14 protein-coding genes are annotated in these 15,983 nt (G+C 42.5%); 4 read left to right on the forward strand and 10 right to left on the reverse strand.

From position 1 onward, the window contains the following. Positions 1–2 precede the first annotated feature (2 nt). From FTT71_RS01660 to FTT71_RS01670, 3 genes are read left to right on the forward strand one after another with little or no spacing between them, the layout of a single operon-like run. Complete coding sequence (locus FTT71_RS01660) at positions 3–1,133, forward strand: HlyD family secretion protein (protein ID WP_180160669.1); 1,131 nt, start codon at positions 3–5, stop codon at positions 1,131–1,133. Beyond that, complete coding sequence (locus FTT71_RS01665; RefSeq protein WP_004971855.1) at positions 1,133–2,263, forward strand: ABC transporter permease; 1,131 nt, start codon at positions 1,133–1,135, stop codon at positions 2,261–2,263. The genes FTT71_RS01660 and FTT71_RS01665 overlap by 1 nt, the downstream gene beginning before the upstream one ends. Beyond that, the gene (locus FTT71_RS01670) at positions 2,260–3,360 is read left to right on the forward strand and encodes an ABC transporter permease (protein WP_096901141.1); all 1,101 of its coding nucleotides are present in this window, start codon (positions 2,260–2,262) and stop codon (positions 3,358–3,360) included. Before FTT71_RS01665 ends, FTT71_RS01670 begins: the two co-directional genes overlap by 4 nt. A gap of 27 nt (positions 3,361–3,387) precedes the next feature. Here FTT71_RS01670 and FTT71_RS01675 read toward each other — a convergent pair whose 3' ends face one another. From FTT71_RS01675 to FTT71_RS01720, 10 genes are all read right to left on the reverse strand, one after another. After that, positions 3,388–3,813, reverse strand: a complete 426-nt coding sequence (locus FTT71_RS01675) for a DUF3887 domain-containing protein (protein WP_180160670.1) — start codon at positions 3,811–3,813, stop codon at positions 3,388–3,390. Positions 3,814–3,881: 68 nt separating this feature from the next. Then, positions 3,882–6,857, reverse strand: coding sequence for a DNA gyrase subunit A (gene gyrA, locus FTT71_RS01680; protein ID WP_180160671.1), 2,976 nt, complete (start codon positions 6,855–6,857; stop codon positions 3,882–3,884). 403 nt (positions 6,858–7,260) lie between these two features. Continuing rightward, complete coding sequence (locus FTT71_RS01685) at positions 7,261–8,193, reverse strand: electron transfer flavoprotein subunit alpha/FixB family protein (RefSeq protein ID WP_004971866.1); 933 nt, start codon at positions 8,191–8,193, stop codon at positions 7,261–7,263. A gap of 18 nt (positions 8,194–8,211) precedes the next feature. Then, complete coding sequence (locus tag FTT71_RS01690) at positions 8,212–8,961, reverse strand: electron transfer flavoprotein subunit beta/FixA family protein (protein WP_004971869.1); 750 nt, start codon at positions 8,959–8,961, stop codon at positions 8,212–8,214. A 546-nt stretch (positions 8,962–9,507) separates the two neighbouring features. Further along, positions 9,508–9,879 (reverse strand): hypothetical protein, encoded by a 372-nt coding sequence (locus tag FTT71_RS01695; protein WP_096901040.1) that lies wholly within the window; start codon positions 9,877–9,879, stop codon positions 9,508–9,510. A 282-nt stretch (positions 9,880–10,161) separates the two neighbouring features. After that, positions 10,162–11,076: a site-specific tyrosine recombinase/integron integrase gene (gene xerA, locus FTT71_RS01700; RefSeq protein ID WP_004971874.1), complete on the reverse strand. Its 915-nt coding sequence runs from the start codon at positions 11,074–11,076 to the stop codon at positions 10,162–10,164. Continuing rightward, positions 11,076–11,714: an alpha/beta fold hydrolase gene (locus FTT71_RS01705; RefSeq protein WP_096900946.1), complete on the reverse strand. Its 639-nt coding sequence runs from the start codon at positions 11,712–11,714 to the stop codon at positions 11,076–11,078. The genes xerA and FTT71_RS01705 overlap by 1 nt, the downstream gene beginning before the upstream one ends. A 131-nt stretch (positions 11,715–11,845) precedes the next feature. Continuing rightward, complete coding sequence (dapF, locus tag FTT71_RS01710) at positions 11,846–12,691, reverse strand: diaminopimelate epimerase (protein WP_004971880.1); 846 nt, start codon at positions 12,689–12,691, stop codon at positions 11,846–11,848. A 12-nt stretch (positions 12,692–12,703) separates the two neighbouring features. Beyond that, a complete protein-coding gene (gene lysA / locus FTT71_RS01715; RefSeq protein ID WP_004971882.1) occupies positions 12,704–13,948 on the reverse strand; it encodes a diaminopimelate decarboxylase in 1,245 nt (414 codons plus the stop codon). Positions 13,949–13,973: 25 nt separating this feature from the next. Next, entirely contained in the window at positions 13,974–14,213 is a 240-nt protein-coding gene (locus FTT71_RS01720; RefSeq protein ID WP_004971884.1) for a lipoprotein, read from the reverse strand. A gap of 359 nt (positions 14,214–14,572) precedes the next feature. Here FTT71_RS01720 and FTT71_RS01725 point away from each other — a divergent pair, with 359 nt between their 5' ends. Beyond that, positions 14,573–15,928, forward strand: coding sequence for a sodium:alanine symporter family protein (locus tag FTT71_RS01725; protein WP_096900947.1), 1,356 nt, complete (start codon positions 14,573–14,575; stop codon positions 15,926–15,928). The last annotated feature ends 55 nt before the right edge of the window (positions 15,929–15,983 follow it).

A 15,983-nucleotide genomic window follows, 5' to 3' on the forward strand; every position in this document is an offset into this window, starting at 1 on the left:
ACATGAACGAAGATCAAAAACCCAATGATCCTGTGAATGAAGCGGCTTCATCCAGCGATACAGAAAAATCGCCTGCGCAACAGGTAGAAACAAAAACTGAAATAGAAAACAACGCGACTACTTCGACCGAGCAACAACAAGCTCCTGAAATCGCTAAAAAGAAAAAATATTTATTGCTCGCCCTGATTCCAGTTCTGCTGGCAGTCATCGCTTTTGGATTGTGGAAAAGCTACCAACTGGCTCCGCTTGAATTGCAGGGTCGTGTAGAAGCTGAAACAGTTCAGGTGGCGACCAAAGTGCCAAGCCGTATTGAAGAAATCTATGTAGAAGAAGGTCAGCGGGTCAAAAAAGGCGATGTACTGGTGCGCTTAAACAGCCCGGAAATTCAGGCCAAAAAACAGCAAGCCGCAGCGGCTTTACAATCTGCGCTGGCCTTACAATCGACTGCTGAACGTGGCTCACAGGAAGAAAATATCGCCAGTCTGTATGCCAACTGGCAATCGCTGAAAGCACAGCAAAATTTAGCCAAAGTTTCTTATGAGCGTGGTGCAAATTTATTGAAGGAAGGTGTGATTTCACGCCAGCGCCGTGATGAATTGTATGCAGCCAGTCAATCAGCGGCGCAAATGACAGAAGCAGCGTATCAGCAATACGCACGTGCCAAACGTGGCAGCACCTCGCAGCAAAAAAGTTCTGCCGATGCACAAGTAGATATTGCCCAGGCTGCGCTGGATGAAGCCAATGCTTTAGAAGCAGAAACCCAATTAGTAGCACCTGTAAACGGAACGGTGTCTAAAACCTATGGCAAAGTCTCGGAGCTGGTAGCCACCGCAGTCCCTGTGGTCAGCCTGATTGAAGATCAAATGTGGGTGAGCCTGAATATTCGTGAAGACCAATATGCCCCATTTCAGAAAATGAGCAGTATTGAAGGTTATATTCCCGCCCTAGATAAAACCGCCACTTTTCAAATTAGACAGATCAGTGCTGAAGGTGAATTTGCCACCATTAAGACCACACGTCAAACCGGCGGTTATGATGTGCGCAGTTTTAAGCTGCATCTTGTACCCACACCAGCGATTTCTGAACTGAAAGTCGGGATGAGCGTGTTATTTAAACTGAAAGAGACCCGATAATGTGGACGGGTATATGGCGCGAACTGCGCTATTTGCTCAGCGAAAAATGGGATCTGTGTCTGGTCACGCTGGCACCTGCACTGGTGATTATTTTATTCAGCAGCATGTTTGCTCAAGGGAAATCGGATCATTTACCGATTGCGATTATTGATCAAGACCAGAGTGCGCTGAGTCAAAGCATTTATCAACATGTGGCGCTGAATCATACTCTTAAAATTGCTACGGTGTCGGAACAAACAGCTGAAATTGAGCGCCTGTTAAATCAAAATAAAATTTGGGGTTATATCCATATTCCAAGCGGTGCCGAGCAACGTCTGGTTCGTGCCCAGGATGCTGACATCAGTATTGCTTTTAACCAGAGTTATTTCAGTATTGGAAATACCATTTCCTCGGCCATGCTGGTCAGTACCCTACAAGCACTCGCTGAATTTAGCGGACAGCAATATCTGGGCAACCGACTCCCCTCTCTCGAAGCACCGTCACCGCATATTAAAATATCTCCGCTGTATAATCCGCAGCTGAATTATGAATTCTATCTGGAACCCTATGTCATTCCGGCAATTCTGCATTTACTGCTGTGTTGTTGTGTGGCATTTTCCGTCGGTCAGGAACTGAAGCGGCAGACCTTAACAAGCTGGATTAGCAACTCATCCATCTGGATGGCATTGCTGTCTAAGAACCTGATCTATGTGGCTATTTTTAGTCTATGGACCTGGATCTGGATGTTCTGGCTGATTGAAATTCGCGGCTGGTTTGTTGCCGGCTCGCTCGCTCTGATTCTATCGGCACAATTTCTGCTATATAGCGCTTATGCATTTTTAAGCAGTGCAGTGGTTCTGGCAACCAAAGATTTAAGTAAATCTTTTGGCATCATTGCGGTCTATGGTGGTTCATCTTTAAGTTTTGCCGGTGTGACTTTACCTTTAAATAATGCGCCCCTATTCACCCAGTTCTGGTCCAATATTATTCCGTTTACGCCCTATGCCAAATTACAAACTGAACAATGGGTGATTGGTAGTCCATTGCATATTTCACTGCAAGCTGGATTCATGCTGCTGATCTATGCCCTAGTTTACGCTCTGCTGGCTTATCTGTTTCTTAAAAAAATAGTTAAAGGAGCAGTCCAATGAAATCCCTCTGGTTTTACTATCTGCAAAGCTTTAAGGATATTGTCAGTCACGGCACGATCTTTACCACGCTTATTCTATCCGTCTTGTTTTACAGCTTTTTTTATCCAACCGCTTATCAGGCACAGCAGGCTGAAGCCTTACCGATTATTATTGTCGATGAAGAACAAAGTAACTTAAGCACCCGTATTATTGGTCAAGTGGCACAAAGCCCCAATGTGGAGATTGAGGCGATTACCGGCAATTTTTCCGAGGCCAAACAATGGGTGGAATCACAAAAAGCCGATGGTATTTTACTTCTGCCAGACAATTTATCGCAAAGCTTAAGGCATGGTGAAACAGGTGGCATTGGCCTGTATTTAAGTACAGCCAACTTTTTAGTAACCAAACAAATTGGTCTGGGCTTAGCCACATCAGTTGAGCAAACTTTGGCAGATTATACTGAACGCTTTGGCAAGGTCTCGGATTTTTCACCTGCCCTTTCTGTGCATCAAATTCCTTTATTTAATCCGCTGTCCGGCTATGGCAGCTATGTCTTTCCTGCGGTTGCACCTTTAATTATCCACCAAACCATTCTTTTGGGTTTGAGTATGCTGATTTTGGTATATCGGGAAAGAAAAATAGAATTAAACACAAATGCATTGATTGGGATGTGTTTAGCGGTCTTCACCATTGGTTGTCTGGGATGTTTCTATTTATTCGGCTTTAGCTTCTGGCTATTTGATTATCCGCGCGGTGGCAACCTGCTCGGGATGCTGCTGGCTGTTGCGGTTTTTATTTACACGATAATTGGCATGACCTGCTTATTTGCTAGTTTTCTGGATCTGCCGGAACGTGCGGGGCATGTCATTGTATTCACTTCTATTCCACTGTTCTTTTTATCTGGTGCGGCCTGGCCGCATGCTGCCATGCCCACCTGGATGCAAGTCGTTGGCGAAATCCTGCCCTCTACCCAAATTGTGCAGATGTTTATTCAACTCAATCAGATGGGTGTGCCTACAACACTGATCTTGCCTAAATTGCTCTATCTTGGAATGATCGGTAGCTTGTGCTTTTTTTTGGCTTATCGACGTTTAATTTCTGGTCATCAAAGCAGATAGAGCATTATAGCAATGCTCCTATTCCACTTATTTACCCGATTCGCCAAAGACTTGAATATTGAAATTACGAATCTTGTTGCTACCATTCGGCTTGTCAAAACTAACATCATACTGAACCAGATTTTCCGGATAGGCAATTTCATAGCTGACCTTATATTGCCCAAGCTGATTGGTTGCTTCTTCAATCTCTTTGGTCATTAAAGTCTTAGACTTGTATTCACCTTGAGGAATTGAACGTGAAAAGCGTTTCATCAGCTTTTCATTGTCCTTAAACTGGGTTTGCAACTGCGGCTCTAACTGATCCAAAAACTCGTCATACTTCCCATCACGCAAATCCTCATAGGCTAGCTGTGCCGCCTTTTCCTGTTCAGGACTCGGATCTGGAATATTGTCCATTGAATTACAGCCATTCAATGCAACCGCTGCTGCCAACAACATTAATTTGGTTTTCATCGCTTACCCTTATGCAGTCAACGTTTATAAAAAAGGACGCCGAAGCGCCCTTTTTATCAGTAAAAAACTTATTCTTCTACTGAATTTTCACCGTCTTTTTCCACTTGCTCAGTTTCAGCAACTGCATCCGTTTCAGCCACTAAAGATTCTGCACCTTCAATCGCTTCAACAAACTCGTCTTCTTCAACAGCTTCAATCGCTTCTACACCCACCAGTGTTTCGTTTTCACCCAAGCGGATTAAACGTACACCTTGTGCATTACGACCTGTTTGCGCCACTTCAGAAGCGCGAGTACGCACTAATGTACCGCCATCAGAAATCAGCATCAGTTCTTTGCTTTCATCAATAGCAACTGCACCGACCAATTCACCATTACGTTCAGAGGTCTTAATGGCAATCACACCTTTACCACCACGTTTTTTGGTTGGGAAGTCGTCTACAGGTGTACGCTTACCATAACCATTCGCCGAAGCACACAAAACTTCGCCTGTTTCTGGTACTACGACTAGCGATACGATACGGCTGATGAGTGCTGAATCTGAACTGTCTTCATCATCGCCATCGACTTCTACATCTTCTACATCTTCAACTTGTGCTGAACCGAAGCTGACACGCATACCACGTACGCCTTTGGCCGCACGACCCATTGAACGTACATCGGTTTCAGCAAAACGAATCGCTTTACCTTCATTGGAGAACAACATAATTTGCTGTTCGCCATCGGTAATTGCAACACCAATTAAAGTGTCTTCTTCATTCAATTCAATGGCACGTAAACCATTCGAACGTACGTTACTGAATTGTTCCAATTCAACACGTTTCACTGTACCTGATGCCGTTGCCATAAAGACATAAAAGTTTTTACGCAAGGCTTCTGCTTGTGATGCAAATTCCGCAATAATCTCATCATCTAAATCGGTTGCAGAAAGCTCTACACCCAATTGTTTCAATTGCACACGTAATGCGTCAGATAAATCATCACCATCTGCTAATTCAGTAAAGGCAGCTTCTAATTCTGCATATTGAGCGGCAATGATCGCGTTAGTTTGCAGATGTGCCGCATTGGCTTTCACATAGCTACGGAAGTCTGCCAAACGCTCGGTAAATTTCTTCGGTGCATCAATGACAGGTAAAATCGCGGTGATGGTTTCGTTCGCATCTAACGGCAACAAGTTCACCATTGGACGACCTTTCGCACCACGCGATGCTTGCGGCACTTCAAACACTTTCAGACGGTAAACTTTACCCACATCAGTAAAGCACAGCACCGTTGCGTGATTAGAAGTCACAATTAAATGCTGCACATAATCGTCTTCTTTCATTGACGTTGCAGATTTACCACGACCACCACGACGCTGCGCAGCATAATCAGACAATGGCTGAGTTTTCGCATAACCTGTTTGAGAAACAGTCAGTACCACTTGTTCTTCAGGGATTAAATCTTCACGAGAGAAATCAATGCGTGATTCTACAATTTCAGTACGGCGCGCATCACCATACTGTTGTAAAACCTGTGCCAATTCTTCACGAATCACACCCATCAACAAATTAAAGTCATTCAAAATTGCGGTCAATTCAGCAATCTGTGCCAAAATTTCAGAATATTCTGCATGTAATTTGTCTTGTTCCAGACCTGTTAAACGATGCAGACGTAATTCTAAAATTGCAGTCACTTGCGCAGGTGATAAACGATAGACCTGACCATCTAAACCAAACGGGCGGTTAGGGTCTTCGCCTTCAATTTCATCTGGACGTACAGAAACTGAACCTGCTTTTTCCAATAACGCAACTACACCACCTGCTGCCCACTCGCCTGCCTGTAAACGCTCACGCGCTTCGGCTGGGTTGGCAGAAGATTTAATCGTTTCGATGATGGCATCAATATTGGCCAACGCAACGGTTAAGCCTTCTAAGATGTGTCCACGTTCACGCGCTTTACGCAACTCGAACATGGTACGGCGGGTTACTACTTCTTGGCGGTGACGAATAAATGCCGCAATAATATCTTTCAGGTTCATCAATTTTGGCTGACCATTGTCTAGGCAGACCATGTTGATGCTGAATGAGTTTTCTAACTGCGTATTTAAGAACAGGTTATTCACAATCACTTCAGCGTTTTCACCACGCTTCAGATCAATTGCAATACGCATCCCTTCTTTATCAGACTCATCACGTAATTCTGAAATACCTTCGAGTTTCTTCTCTTTCACCAGTTCAGCAATACGCTCAATGGTTTTGGCTTTGTTGACCTGATAAGGGATTTCAGTAAAGACGATGGTGGTACGACCAGATTTTTGATCTTCTTCAAAATGGTACTTACCACGAATATGCAAACGGCCTTTACCTGTACGGTAAGCATCAACAATGCCTGATTTACCGTAAATAATACCGCCTGTAGGGAAGTCTGGACCTGTGATATGTTCCATCAACCCTTCAATTGAAATATTTGGGTTGTCTGCATAAGCCAAACATGCATGCACCACTTCAGTCATGTTGTGCGGTGCCATATTGGTCGCCATACCTACAGCAATACCTGCAGCACCATTGACCAATAGGTTTGGAATACGAGTAGGCATCACTTGAGGAATACGCTCAGAGCCGTCGTAGTTATCTTCCCAATCGACAGTGTCCTTTTCTAAATCGGCCAACAGTTCATGAGTAAGTTTGCGCATACGGACTTCGGTATAACGCATGGCTGCTGCACTATCGCCATCAATCGAACCGAAGTTACCCTGACCATCGACCAATTGATAACGCAAACTGAAATCTTGCGCCATACGAACAATTGTTTCGTAAACTGCATAATCACCGTGAGGGTGATATTTACCGATGACGTCACCGACTACACGGGCAGACTTTTTGTAAGCTTTGTTGTAGTCATTGCCCAATTCGTGCATTGCGAATAGCACACGACGATGCACAGGTTTTAGACCATCTCGTACATCTGGCAGCGCACGTGACACAATCACGCTCATCGCATAGTCTAAATACGAGTGCTTGAGTTCATCCTCAATGGCAATCGGTCTAATTTCCGATACGCTCATGCATACTCCTTATTCTGCAAACAAATTTTGCTTGCATTTTATATGTCGTAAAACTTGCAAATGATTAGCCTGAAATGCAGGCTAAAAATAAAAACTAGCGAAAAATTATAGCATATACGCCTGTGTTTTTGTGCTTTAGAGATGATCTTAATCTTGTTAATTTACTTAAATTTAACGGTGATTTTTTAGGCAAAAAAATATTCACACCCAAGAAACAAAAGTGCTTCATATTTTTAAGAGTCACGTCAAAATATCTTCAACATATACTTGCTCGATATGTACCCACATATACGCTAAGTTCACATAATGTACTTAAAACCAATCACTGCATCTAAATTAAAAAAGACAATAAAAAACGCCCCTATGCTATTCACATAGAGGCGTTTTTGACTGTGTTCAGTAATTAGATTTTAGATACTAACTCTGGAACAACAGTGTTCAAATCACCCACTAACCAGTAGTCTGCTACTGCATTAATTGGTGCTTCTTCGTCTTTGTTGATCGCAACGATCACTTTAGAGTCTTTCATACCTGCCAAGTGCTGAATCGCACCAGAGATACCTACAGCGATATACAAATCAGGTGCAACGATTTTACCTGTTTGACCTACTTGCATGTCGTTTGGTACGAAGCCTGCATCTACTGCTGCACGTGAAGCACCTTGTGCTGCACCAAGTTTGTCTGCTAATGGATCAAGTACTTTGTGATAGTTCTCACCAGAACCTACACCACGACCACCAGAAACTACAATACGTGCTGCAGTTAATTCTGGACGCTCTGATTTCACAATTTCTTCAGAGACGAACTTAGAAATACCAGCATCACCTGTCACAGTAGCAGCTTCAACCGCAGCCGAACCACCTTCTGCAGCCACTGGGTCAAATGCTGTACCACGTACAGTACCCACCACAATCGCCTCTGAAGATTCTACAGTTGCAATCGCGTTACCTGCATAAATTGGACGCTTGAATGTCTTTGCAGAATCTACAGCGACGATGTCTGTGATCATGCTGACATCAAGAAGCGCAGCTGCACGCGGTAAAATGTTTTTACCTGTTGTTGTAGAAGCAGCAAGGATATGGCTATAACCTTTGCCTAATTCTGCAACAAGTTTTGCTACGTTTTCAGCCAATTGGTTTGCATAAGCCGCATCGTCAGCAAGTAATACTTTGCTTACGCCTGCAACTTTAGCTGCTTGGTCTGCAACTGCTTGTGCACCAGAACCCGCAACCAATACAGTGATATCACCACCGATTTTTTGAGCTGCAGCAACAACGTTTAATGTTGCACCATTTAGTGCTTTATTGTCGTGCTCAGCGATAACTAAAATACTCATGATTTTTATCCTTCTGTATTAGATCACTTTCGCTTCGTTTTTCAATTTATCTACAAGTTCGTCTACAGATTTCACTTGTACGCCCGCTTTACGCTCAGCAGGTGCTTCAACTTTTACAGTTTTCAGCTTAGAACCTGTTGCAACGCCATAATCTGCAGGAGATTTGGTGTCTAGCGGTTTTTTACGTGCTTTCATGATGTTTGGAAGTGCCGCATAACGTGGCTCATTCAAACGTAAGTCAGTGGTGATGATTGCAGGAAGTGCAAGCTCAACAGTTTGTAAACCACCGTCAATTTCACGTGTTACCTGAACTTTGTCGCCATCTACTTTTACTTCTGAAGCAAAAGTACCCTGACCTGCACCAAGTAAAGCGCCTAGCATTTGACCAACTTGGTTAGAGTCGTCATCAATAGCTTGCTTACCCAATAAAATAAGTTGTGGTTGTTCTTGTTCAACAACACCTTTTAAGATTTTAGCCACTTCAAGTGCACCAATCTCATCGGCTGTTTCAACCAAAATACCACGGTCTGCACCAAGCGCCATTGCAGAACGAATTTGTTCCTGCGCTTCTTTAGGACCAATGGATACCACTACGATTTCTGAAACAGTTCCTTTTTCTTTTAAACGAACCGCTTCTTCCACTGCGATTTCACAGAATGGGTTAATTGACATCTTAACGTTAGTTAGGTCAACTCCACTATTATCCGGCTTAACGCGAACTTTAACGTTGGCATCTACCACACGTTTTACAGCAACAAGAGCCTTCATGTAATCCTCGGCTGTTTTAGCAAAAGTAAATATTGAGAAAAGTTAATAATAACTCTTCGCTTTAAATTTTTTAGGTGTCCTATCTTGCTATGTGATCGGCATTTCGGTCAAGTCAGAATTGTCTAAACAAGGCTAAAAATGCCGAAAATTAACTGAACGATGCGTTCATACTTTTTTATTTCTAAAAATTAACAAACCAAGCGACGATTATATAAGCAATTTTAAGCTTTGATTTATATTATGTTTTTTATTTATTTCCCTCATCAACAAGATTGATTGAAATGCAATTCAAATTGAGTTCCGCCTACAATTTAAGCAAAGTTCCTTACATAAAACCCCATAATCTGACTGTCATTAAAGATAGAAAACTTTATTTTTTGCAGTATTTTTTCAGATATAAATGCTCTTTTAAAATGTGACTGCTGGTTCACAAAACTGTATTCAGCAGTTTATTGGGTATGAAATAAACAATCTGTTTTATTTTGATGGATATTTATGCGCTTTCACCACGCCACCTCCCAGATAAAGGACATAAAAAAACTCAGCTTAAACTTGCTGAGTTTCTAAAAAGTCACGGTGGATATGACTTAAATCTATCAATTCATAGGCCTGTAAATTAAAAATTTCCCAAACTGCAATAAAATCTTCTTTTACATCTATTTTACTGCTTGCATTTGGGCGTGCTTGCCACTGCTGATCTGAAATCCATAAATAGCTTTGTTGCGTTTGCGGATGAATCGCCTGCATTTTACCTTCAGCATTAATACCCTGCACCAAACAATCGGCAGGTAGTTCTTGCTCGATCATCGGCAAGCTTATTTCGACAAAATGTTTCACTTGACGCAAGCCATAACCTGCAAAAATTTCTTTTTGGCTTGGGCTTAATTGTTCATATTTTTCTTGAAGATTCGAAATCATGGTTTTGCCTATCATTTGATATCCAAAGTGTTATGCAGTGGAACAAAAAATAATGTCATCCATGTCTATTATTCGTGTGACCCACTCTTTCTGCTTCTTTATACTGCATAACGCACTTTTTTATTATTCTACAATAGTTGCAATGACATCTTGGTGAAAGCGCTTTTACTTAAAGTATTAAGTACAGCACAAAGGCTTTACAACTGACTGTGAGAAAAATATTTGCAGTATGAAATAGCTATATTTTAACTTGCAAAAATAATGCCGACTTTAGGTAAAGCTTTACTTTTTACTCGCACGTGGATGTGCCTGATCATAAACTCGCGCTAACTGATCAAAATCGACATGGGTATAAATTTGCGTGGTGCTTAAATTGCTATGCCCAAGCATTTCTTGGACTGCACGTATATCCCCACTATTCGACAGCATGTGACTTGCAAAACAATGTCGCAATAAGTGCGGATGCAAATCGACATTAACGCCCGCACGCTGCGCCTGAAACTTCACCCGATTTTCAATTTGGCGTGCTTTTAAAGGTTCACCTTTTTGAGTAATAAACAATGCTGCATCGGGTACAAAATCGCCCTGCCATAAAGGGTAAATCTGCAGCCATTGCATCACCGCATCTTTGGCTTTGCGACCAAAAGGCACTATACGGGTTTTATTGCCTTTACCCGTAATGCGCAGCAATTGACGGTTAAAATCTAAATCGCGGATACGTAAACTTTGTACCTCTGCTAGGCGCAAACCACTCGAATAGAGCAATTCTAAAATCGCTTTATCGCGTCGCCACATTTGTTGTTGTACTTCAGTTTCAGGTTCAGGCTGATCCAAAATTTGATGAATCGTTTCAATATCAATCAAACCTGGCAAAGGTCGTGGCTGACGTTTTAGCTGAAAATTATCAATTGGATTAAATTGTAAATACTGCCCTTGCTCGGCCCATTTCATAAACTGACGAATCGCTGACAACATGCGCTGTAAACTGCTGCTATTTAACTGTTGCTGTTCTACTTTTTGCGCTAAATAATGGCGCAAATCTGCAGCCTCTACATCATATAAGGCAAGTTGTTGTTGCTCACAAAAGCTAAAAAAATCGTTTAAATCGCGTGCGTAGGCTTTTAACGTATGCGGTGACTGCTGTTGTATTTCTCGTTCTTTGAGCCACATCTTTAATAGTTGCTGCGGATCGTACATTAGTCACGCTCCGATTGCTGAACTGCGGCAAACTGAGATAAATAAGCAGCAATGTGTTCAGCCGCCTGATCTGCATGTGTTTCTAAAAACAAATGATCACCATCATGCACAATTTTTAATACGGCTTGTGGAAATTGTTGTTGTAAAAACTCACCTACCGCCAGTGGACTTATCGGGTCTTGATCACCCCATAACAACAAAATAGGCATGTTGATTTTAGCAAAGTCTACCGTGTAATCGGCCTTTGCCTCTACAAACCAGTCAGGATAATTTAAATCACTTGCTTGATAGTCTTGTCGCCAATCTTGCACCTGAAAACTGCTTAAATCCATGCCACCAGATGTTGCAACCAATACTAATCCTTTGACTTTTTCTGGATATTGCAACGCGGCAGCAACTGCAAAAATACCACCCATCGACTGTGCAATGATAATGCAATCATCTGGGATATTCGCCAACACATAAGCCTGCAAACTTGCAAAATCATGTACCTGTGAATGTGCAGGTTGATGATTAAATTCAGGATAAGCCACAATTTTTACAGCATTCTGCCACGGCAATTTTTCAATTTTTTCGATTAGCGGATGAAAAAATGCGGTATTGCCTGAAGCGCCAGGTAAAAAAATCAGTTGCGGCATAATGAGTAGAAGTTTTTAGAGTGACATTCAGTACAGCATACCTAATCCGTGCTGCAAGATACAAAAAAGCACCATTCGTTTTGAAAAGTGCTTTTAAGTAAGATAAGAGCTGTTCATGTTAGAACGAAACATCAGCCCTGAAAATAATTTAAATCCAAACGACCGTGATAGACATTAGCAGTTGGCCCTGTCATCCACACCACATCGCCTTCACGCCATTCGATTTGCAACTTACCACCTGCCAGTTCAATTTCAACTGAATTAGACAATAAGCCACGGCGCATACCCGAAACGGCTGCAGCACATGCACCTGTACCACAAGCCAAGGTTTCACCTACGCCACGTTCAAACACACGCAAACGCGCATGTTTTTCGTCAATGATTTGCATAAAACCTGCATTGACGCGCTGTGGAAAACGCTCGTGTGATTCCACTTGTGGGCCAATACCTGCAACATCGGCAGTCAATACATCAGGCACAATGGTCACAGCATGAGGATTGCCTATGTTCACCACATCAATGGTCAATGCAGCACCATCTTTCAGCGCAATGTCATATAAGTTATCAGGCTCATCGGCAATGAATGGAATCTCATGCGGCAAGAATTTTGGATAGCCCATATTCACCCGCACCCAACCGTTTTGCCCCAATTCAGGCTCTACAATGCCTGCCTTGGTTTGCACCTTGATTTTGGTTTTGGTCGTAAGCTGACGTTCATGCACAAAACGTGCAAAACAACGCACACCATTGCCGCACTGCTCCACTTCAGAACCATCGGCATTGAAAATGCGATATTTAAAATCGACATTTGGTAAATCGGGCGGTTCCACAATCAGGAGTTGGTCAAAGCCAATCCCGAAGTGGCGGTCTGCAAGGCGTTGAATAGTCAGCGCATCCAAATACGCACGCTGGCTGATGAGATCAACCACCATGAAGTCATTGCCCAGACCATGCATTTTGGTAAATTCTAATAACATCTCGAATTCCCCTTATGGCAATAAACGCTCTCTTTCCCACAGCGATTCAATGCTTTCACGTTCACGAATTAAATGTGCTTGATCTGCATCGACCATGACTTCAGCTGCACGACCACGGCTGTTGTAGTTAGAACTCATCACAAAACCGTATGCGCCCGCACCCATTACAGCTAAAACATCATTTTCTTTGATCGCAAGCTGACGTTCTTTACCCAAGAAATCACCTGTTTCACAAATTGCACCAACCACATCCCACTCTAGCGTTTCAACATCAGTACGTGGGGTTACGGGCTGAATGTCCATCCATGCTTCATATAACGCAGGACGGATTAAGTCATTCATGGCAGCGTCAATAATCGCAAAGTTACGATGATTGGTCGGTTTGAGTAAATCAACTTTTGTTAGCAGCACGCCCGCATTGGCAGAGATACTACGACCCGGTTCCATATACACTTTAAGACCTAACTTTTCTAAAGCGGGACGTAAAGCATTGGCATATTCTTCAACCGTTGGTGGAGTTTCATCTTTATAAGTCACCCCTAAACCACCGCCAATATCAATGTGTTTTAGCTGAATACCCATTTCTTTTAAGGTATCAATCATCACAATCACGCGATCTAAAGCATCGACAAACGGTTGTGTTTCGGTCAATTGTGAACCGATGTGACAGTCAATTCCAACGATATCTAAGTTTGCTAAAGAAGCCGCATATTCATAAGTGCTATATACCGAATCAGACGGAATCCCGAACTTGTTTTCTTTTAAGCCTGTAGAAATATAAGGATGGGTTTTGGCATCGACATCTGGGTTAACCCGTAATGAAATTGGTGCTTTGACATTCATGCTTGCCGCAACTTTTTGAATACGGTCTAATTCTGCATGCGATTCTACGTTAAAGCAGGCAATCCCAACTTCCAACGCTTTTTGAATATCGGCTTCAGTTTTACCTAAACCTGAAAAAACAATTTTCGATGCATCACCACCTGCTTTGAGAACACGCGCCAATTCACCGCCTGTCACAATATCAAAACCTGCACCCAACTTAGCCAATACATTCAATACCGCAAGATTCGAGTTTGACTTTACCGCAAAACAAATTTGATGATCGATAAAGTGGAAAGCACGATCCATATCTAAATAATGCTTTTCAAAAGTCGCTTTTGAATAAACATAGAGTGGTGTGCCAAATTGCTGTGCGAGTTGTTGTAGCGAACATTGCTCGGCGTGCAAAACCCCTTGAATGCGGGTAAAACTCATGAATGTATCCTTTATCTAGAAAGCGTTAAGGTGTAGTCGATGTAGATGCAGCAGGTGCAGCAAACTGCTGTTGCACAGGTACGGCTGTGTCTGACGATGTTGCCGATTGCGTTGCACGTTTAGGCGCAGCATCTGGATATAACAAATATTTTGCGCGTTTGTCGTAATTTGGGTCATTGGGTAACTGTAATGTACCTGACTGACCACAACCGACCAAAACCACTGTTGTAAGCAAAACACTCATGCAGCAAATGACGGTACGCATCTGACCACCTATAAAATATTTTCGATGAAGTATAACGCGATCACTGCCGCGACCAAAGTGCTAATGCAGAGAGATTATATTGAGCTTAGTAAAAATTCTAGCTTACTTACTATTCTGCTGGCATAGATTGACCTTATCAGGTCTGAAAAATTGCGACTTCTGACACAGATAAAGTCAATTTTATTTCAAGGCATCAATTGTCAAAATCTAAAAACTATGCAAAAAATATAACGTGCTTAAAACCAAGTTCTTTTAACAGGAAGTTTTAAAGACTGGCATATCACTTGCTTAATTTTTACAACTGTTCAACTACAGTCACAAACTAAGCATTTATACACTGCGTTTATAAGAAGAAATTTATGCAAAATTTACAATCGATGATGGAAACCCTAAGCGGTTGGGTCTGGGGTCCATACATGCTGGTTCTCATTGTGGGAACGGGCGTCTTCCTCACCTTCCGCTTATTGTTCTGGCAATTCCGCATGCTGCCACTGGCTTTTAAACAAGTCTTTTGCAAACACGACAAAGCGCAAAAAGAACCGGGCGATATTTCACATTTCGCATCACTGATGACTGCACTCTCTGCCACCATTGGTACGGGAAATATTGCAGGTGTTGCAACGGCTTGCGTCCTCGGTGGCCCGGGTGCAGTGTTTTGGATGTGGATGACTGCCCTGTTTGGTATGGCGACCAAATATGGTGAAGGTGTTTTGGCGGTTAAATACCGTATTAAAAACGAAAAAGGGCAAATGTCAGGCGGCCCAATGTACTACATTGAACGCGGACTAAAATGGAAATGGCTCGCGATTATCTTTGCCTTTTTTGGCACAGTCGCCTCGTTTGGAATTGGTAGTTCAGTACAATCCAACACCGTAGCTTTAGCAGTTGAAAATAGCTTAGGTGTAGAAACTTGGATTACTGGCGTGGTAATTACCGTATTTTCTGCATTGGTGATTTTGGGCGGAATTAGCTCGATTTCCAAAGCATCTTCGGTGATTGTTCCGATTATGGCCATTCTGTATGTTACAGGCGGTTTAATTATTATCCTGAATAATTTACACCTTGTCGTGCCTGCATTTGAGCTAATTTTCCGTGATGCCTTTACTGGTGAAGCAGTTGCGGGCGGTGCAATTGGTGCAGTAATTCGTTACGGGGTTGCACGTGGCGTATTCTCCAACGAAGCAGGGATGGGTTCTGCCCCAATTGCTGCTGCGGCTGCAAAAACCGACCACCCTGCGCGTCAAGGTTTAGTGTCTATGACAGGTACCTTCATTGATACCATTATTGTCTGTAGCATCACGGGGATTGTTTTGGTAATGGGCTTCATTATGGCAGGTAATAGCTTTGGTGGTGCAACAGGTGCTGTACTCACCACACAGGTTTTTGACCAGTTATTGCCAGGCTTTGGTGGTTGGGTCGTCACTTTCGGGATCATCTTCTTCGCCTATTCCACCATTCTCGGTTGGAGCTATTATGGTGAAAAATGCTGTACTTATTTATTCGGCGAAAAATACGTGTTGATTTACCGCTTAATTTATATTGCTTCAGTGTTCATTGGCACCATCGCCACCCTAGATTTAGTCTGGTTATTTGCCGATACCTTTAATGGTTTAATGGCTGTACCAAACTTAATTGCCTTGTTGTTACTGTCTGGTGTGATTGCCAAAGAATCCAAAGACTTTATTGCGAAGCGCAAATCTGGCGAGTTGTATTAAATAAGCCCAATTCATTGAATTATTCCGTTCAAATCATAAATCATACAATCACCCA

The organism is Acinetobacter sp. YH01004 (assembly GCF_013420455.1).
GTDB lineage: Bacteria > Pseudomonadota > Gammaproteobacteria > Pseudomonadales > Moraxellaceae > Acinetobacter > Acinetobacter towneri.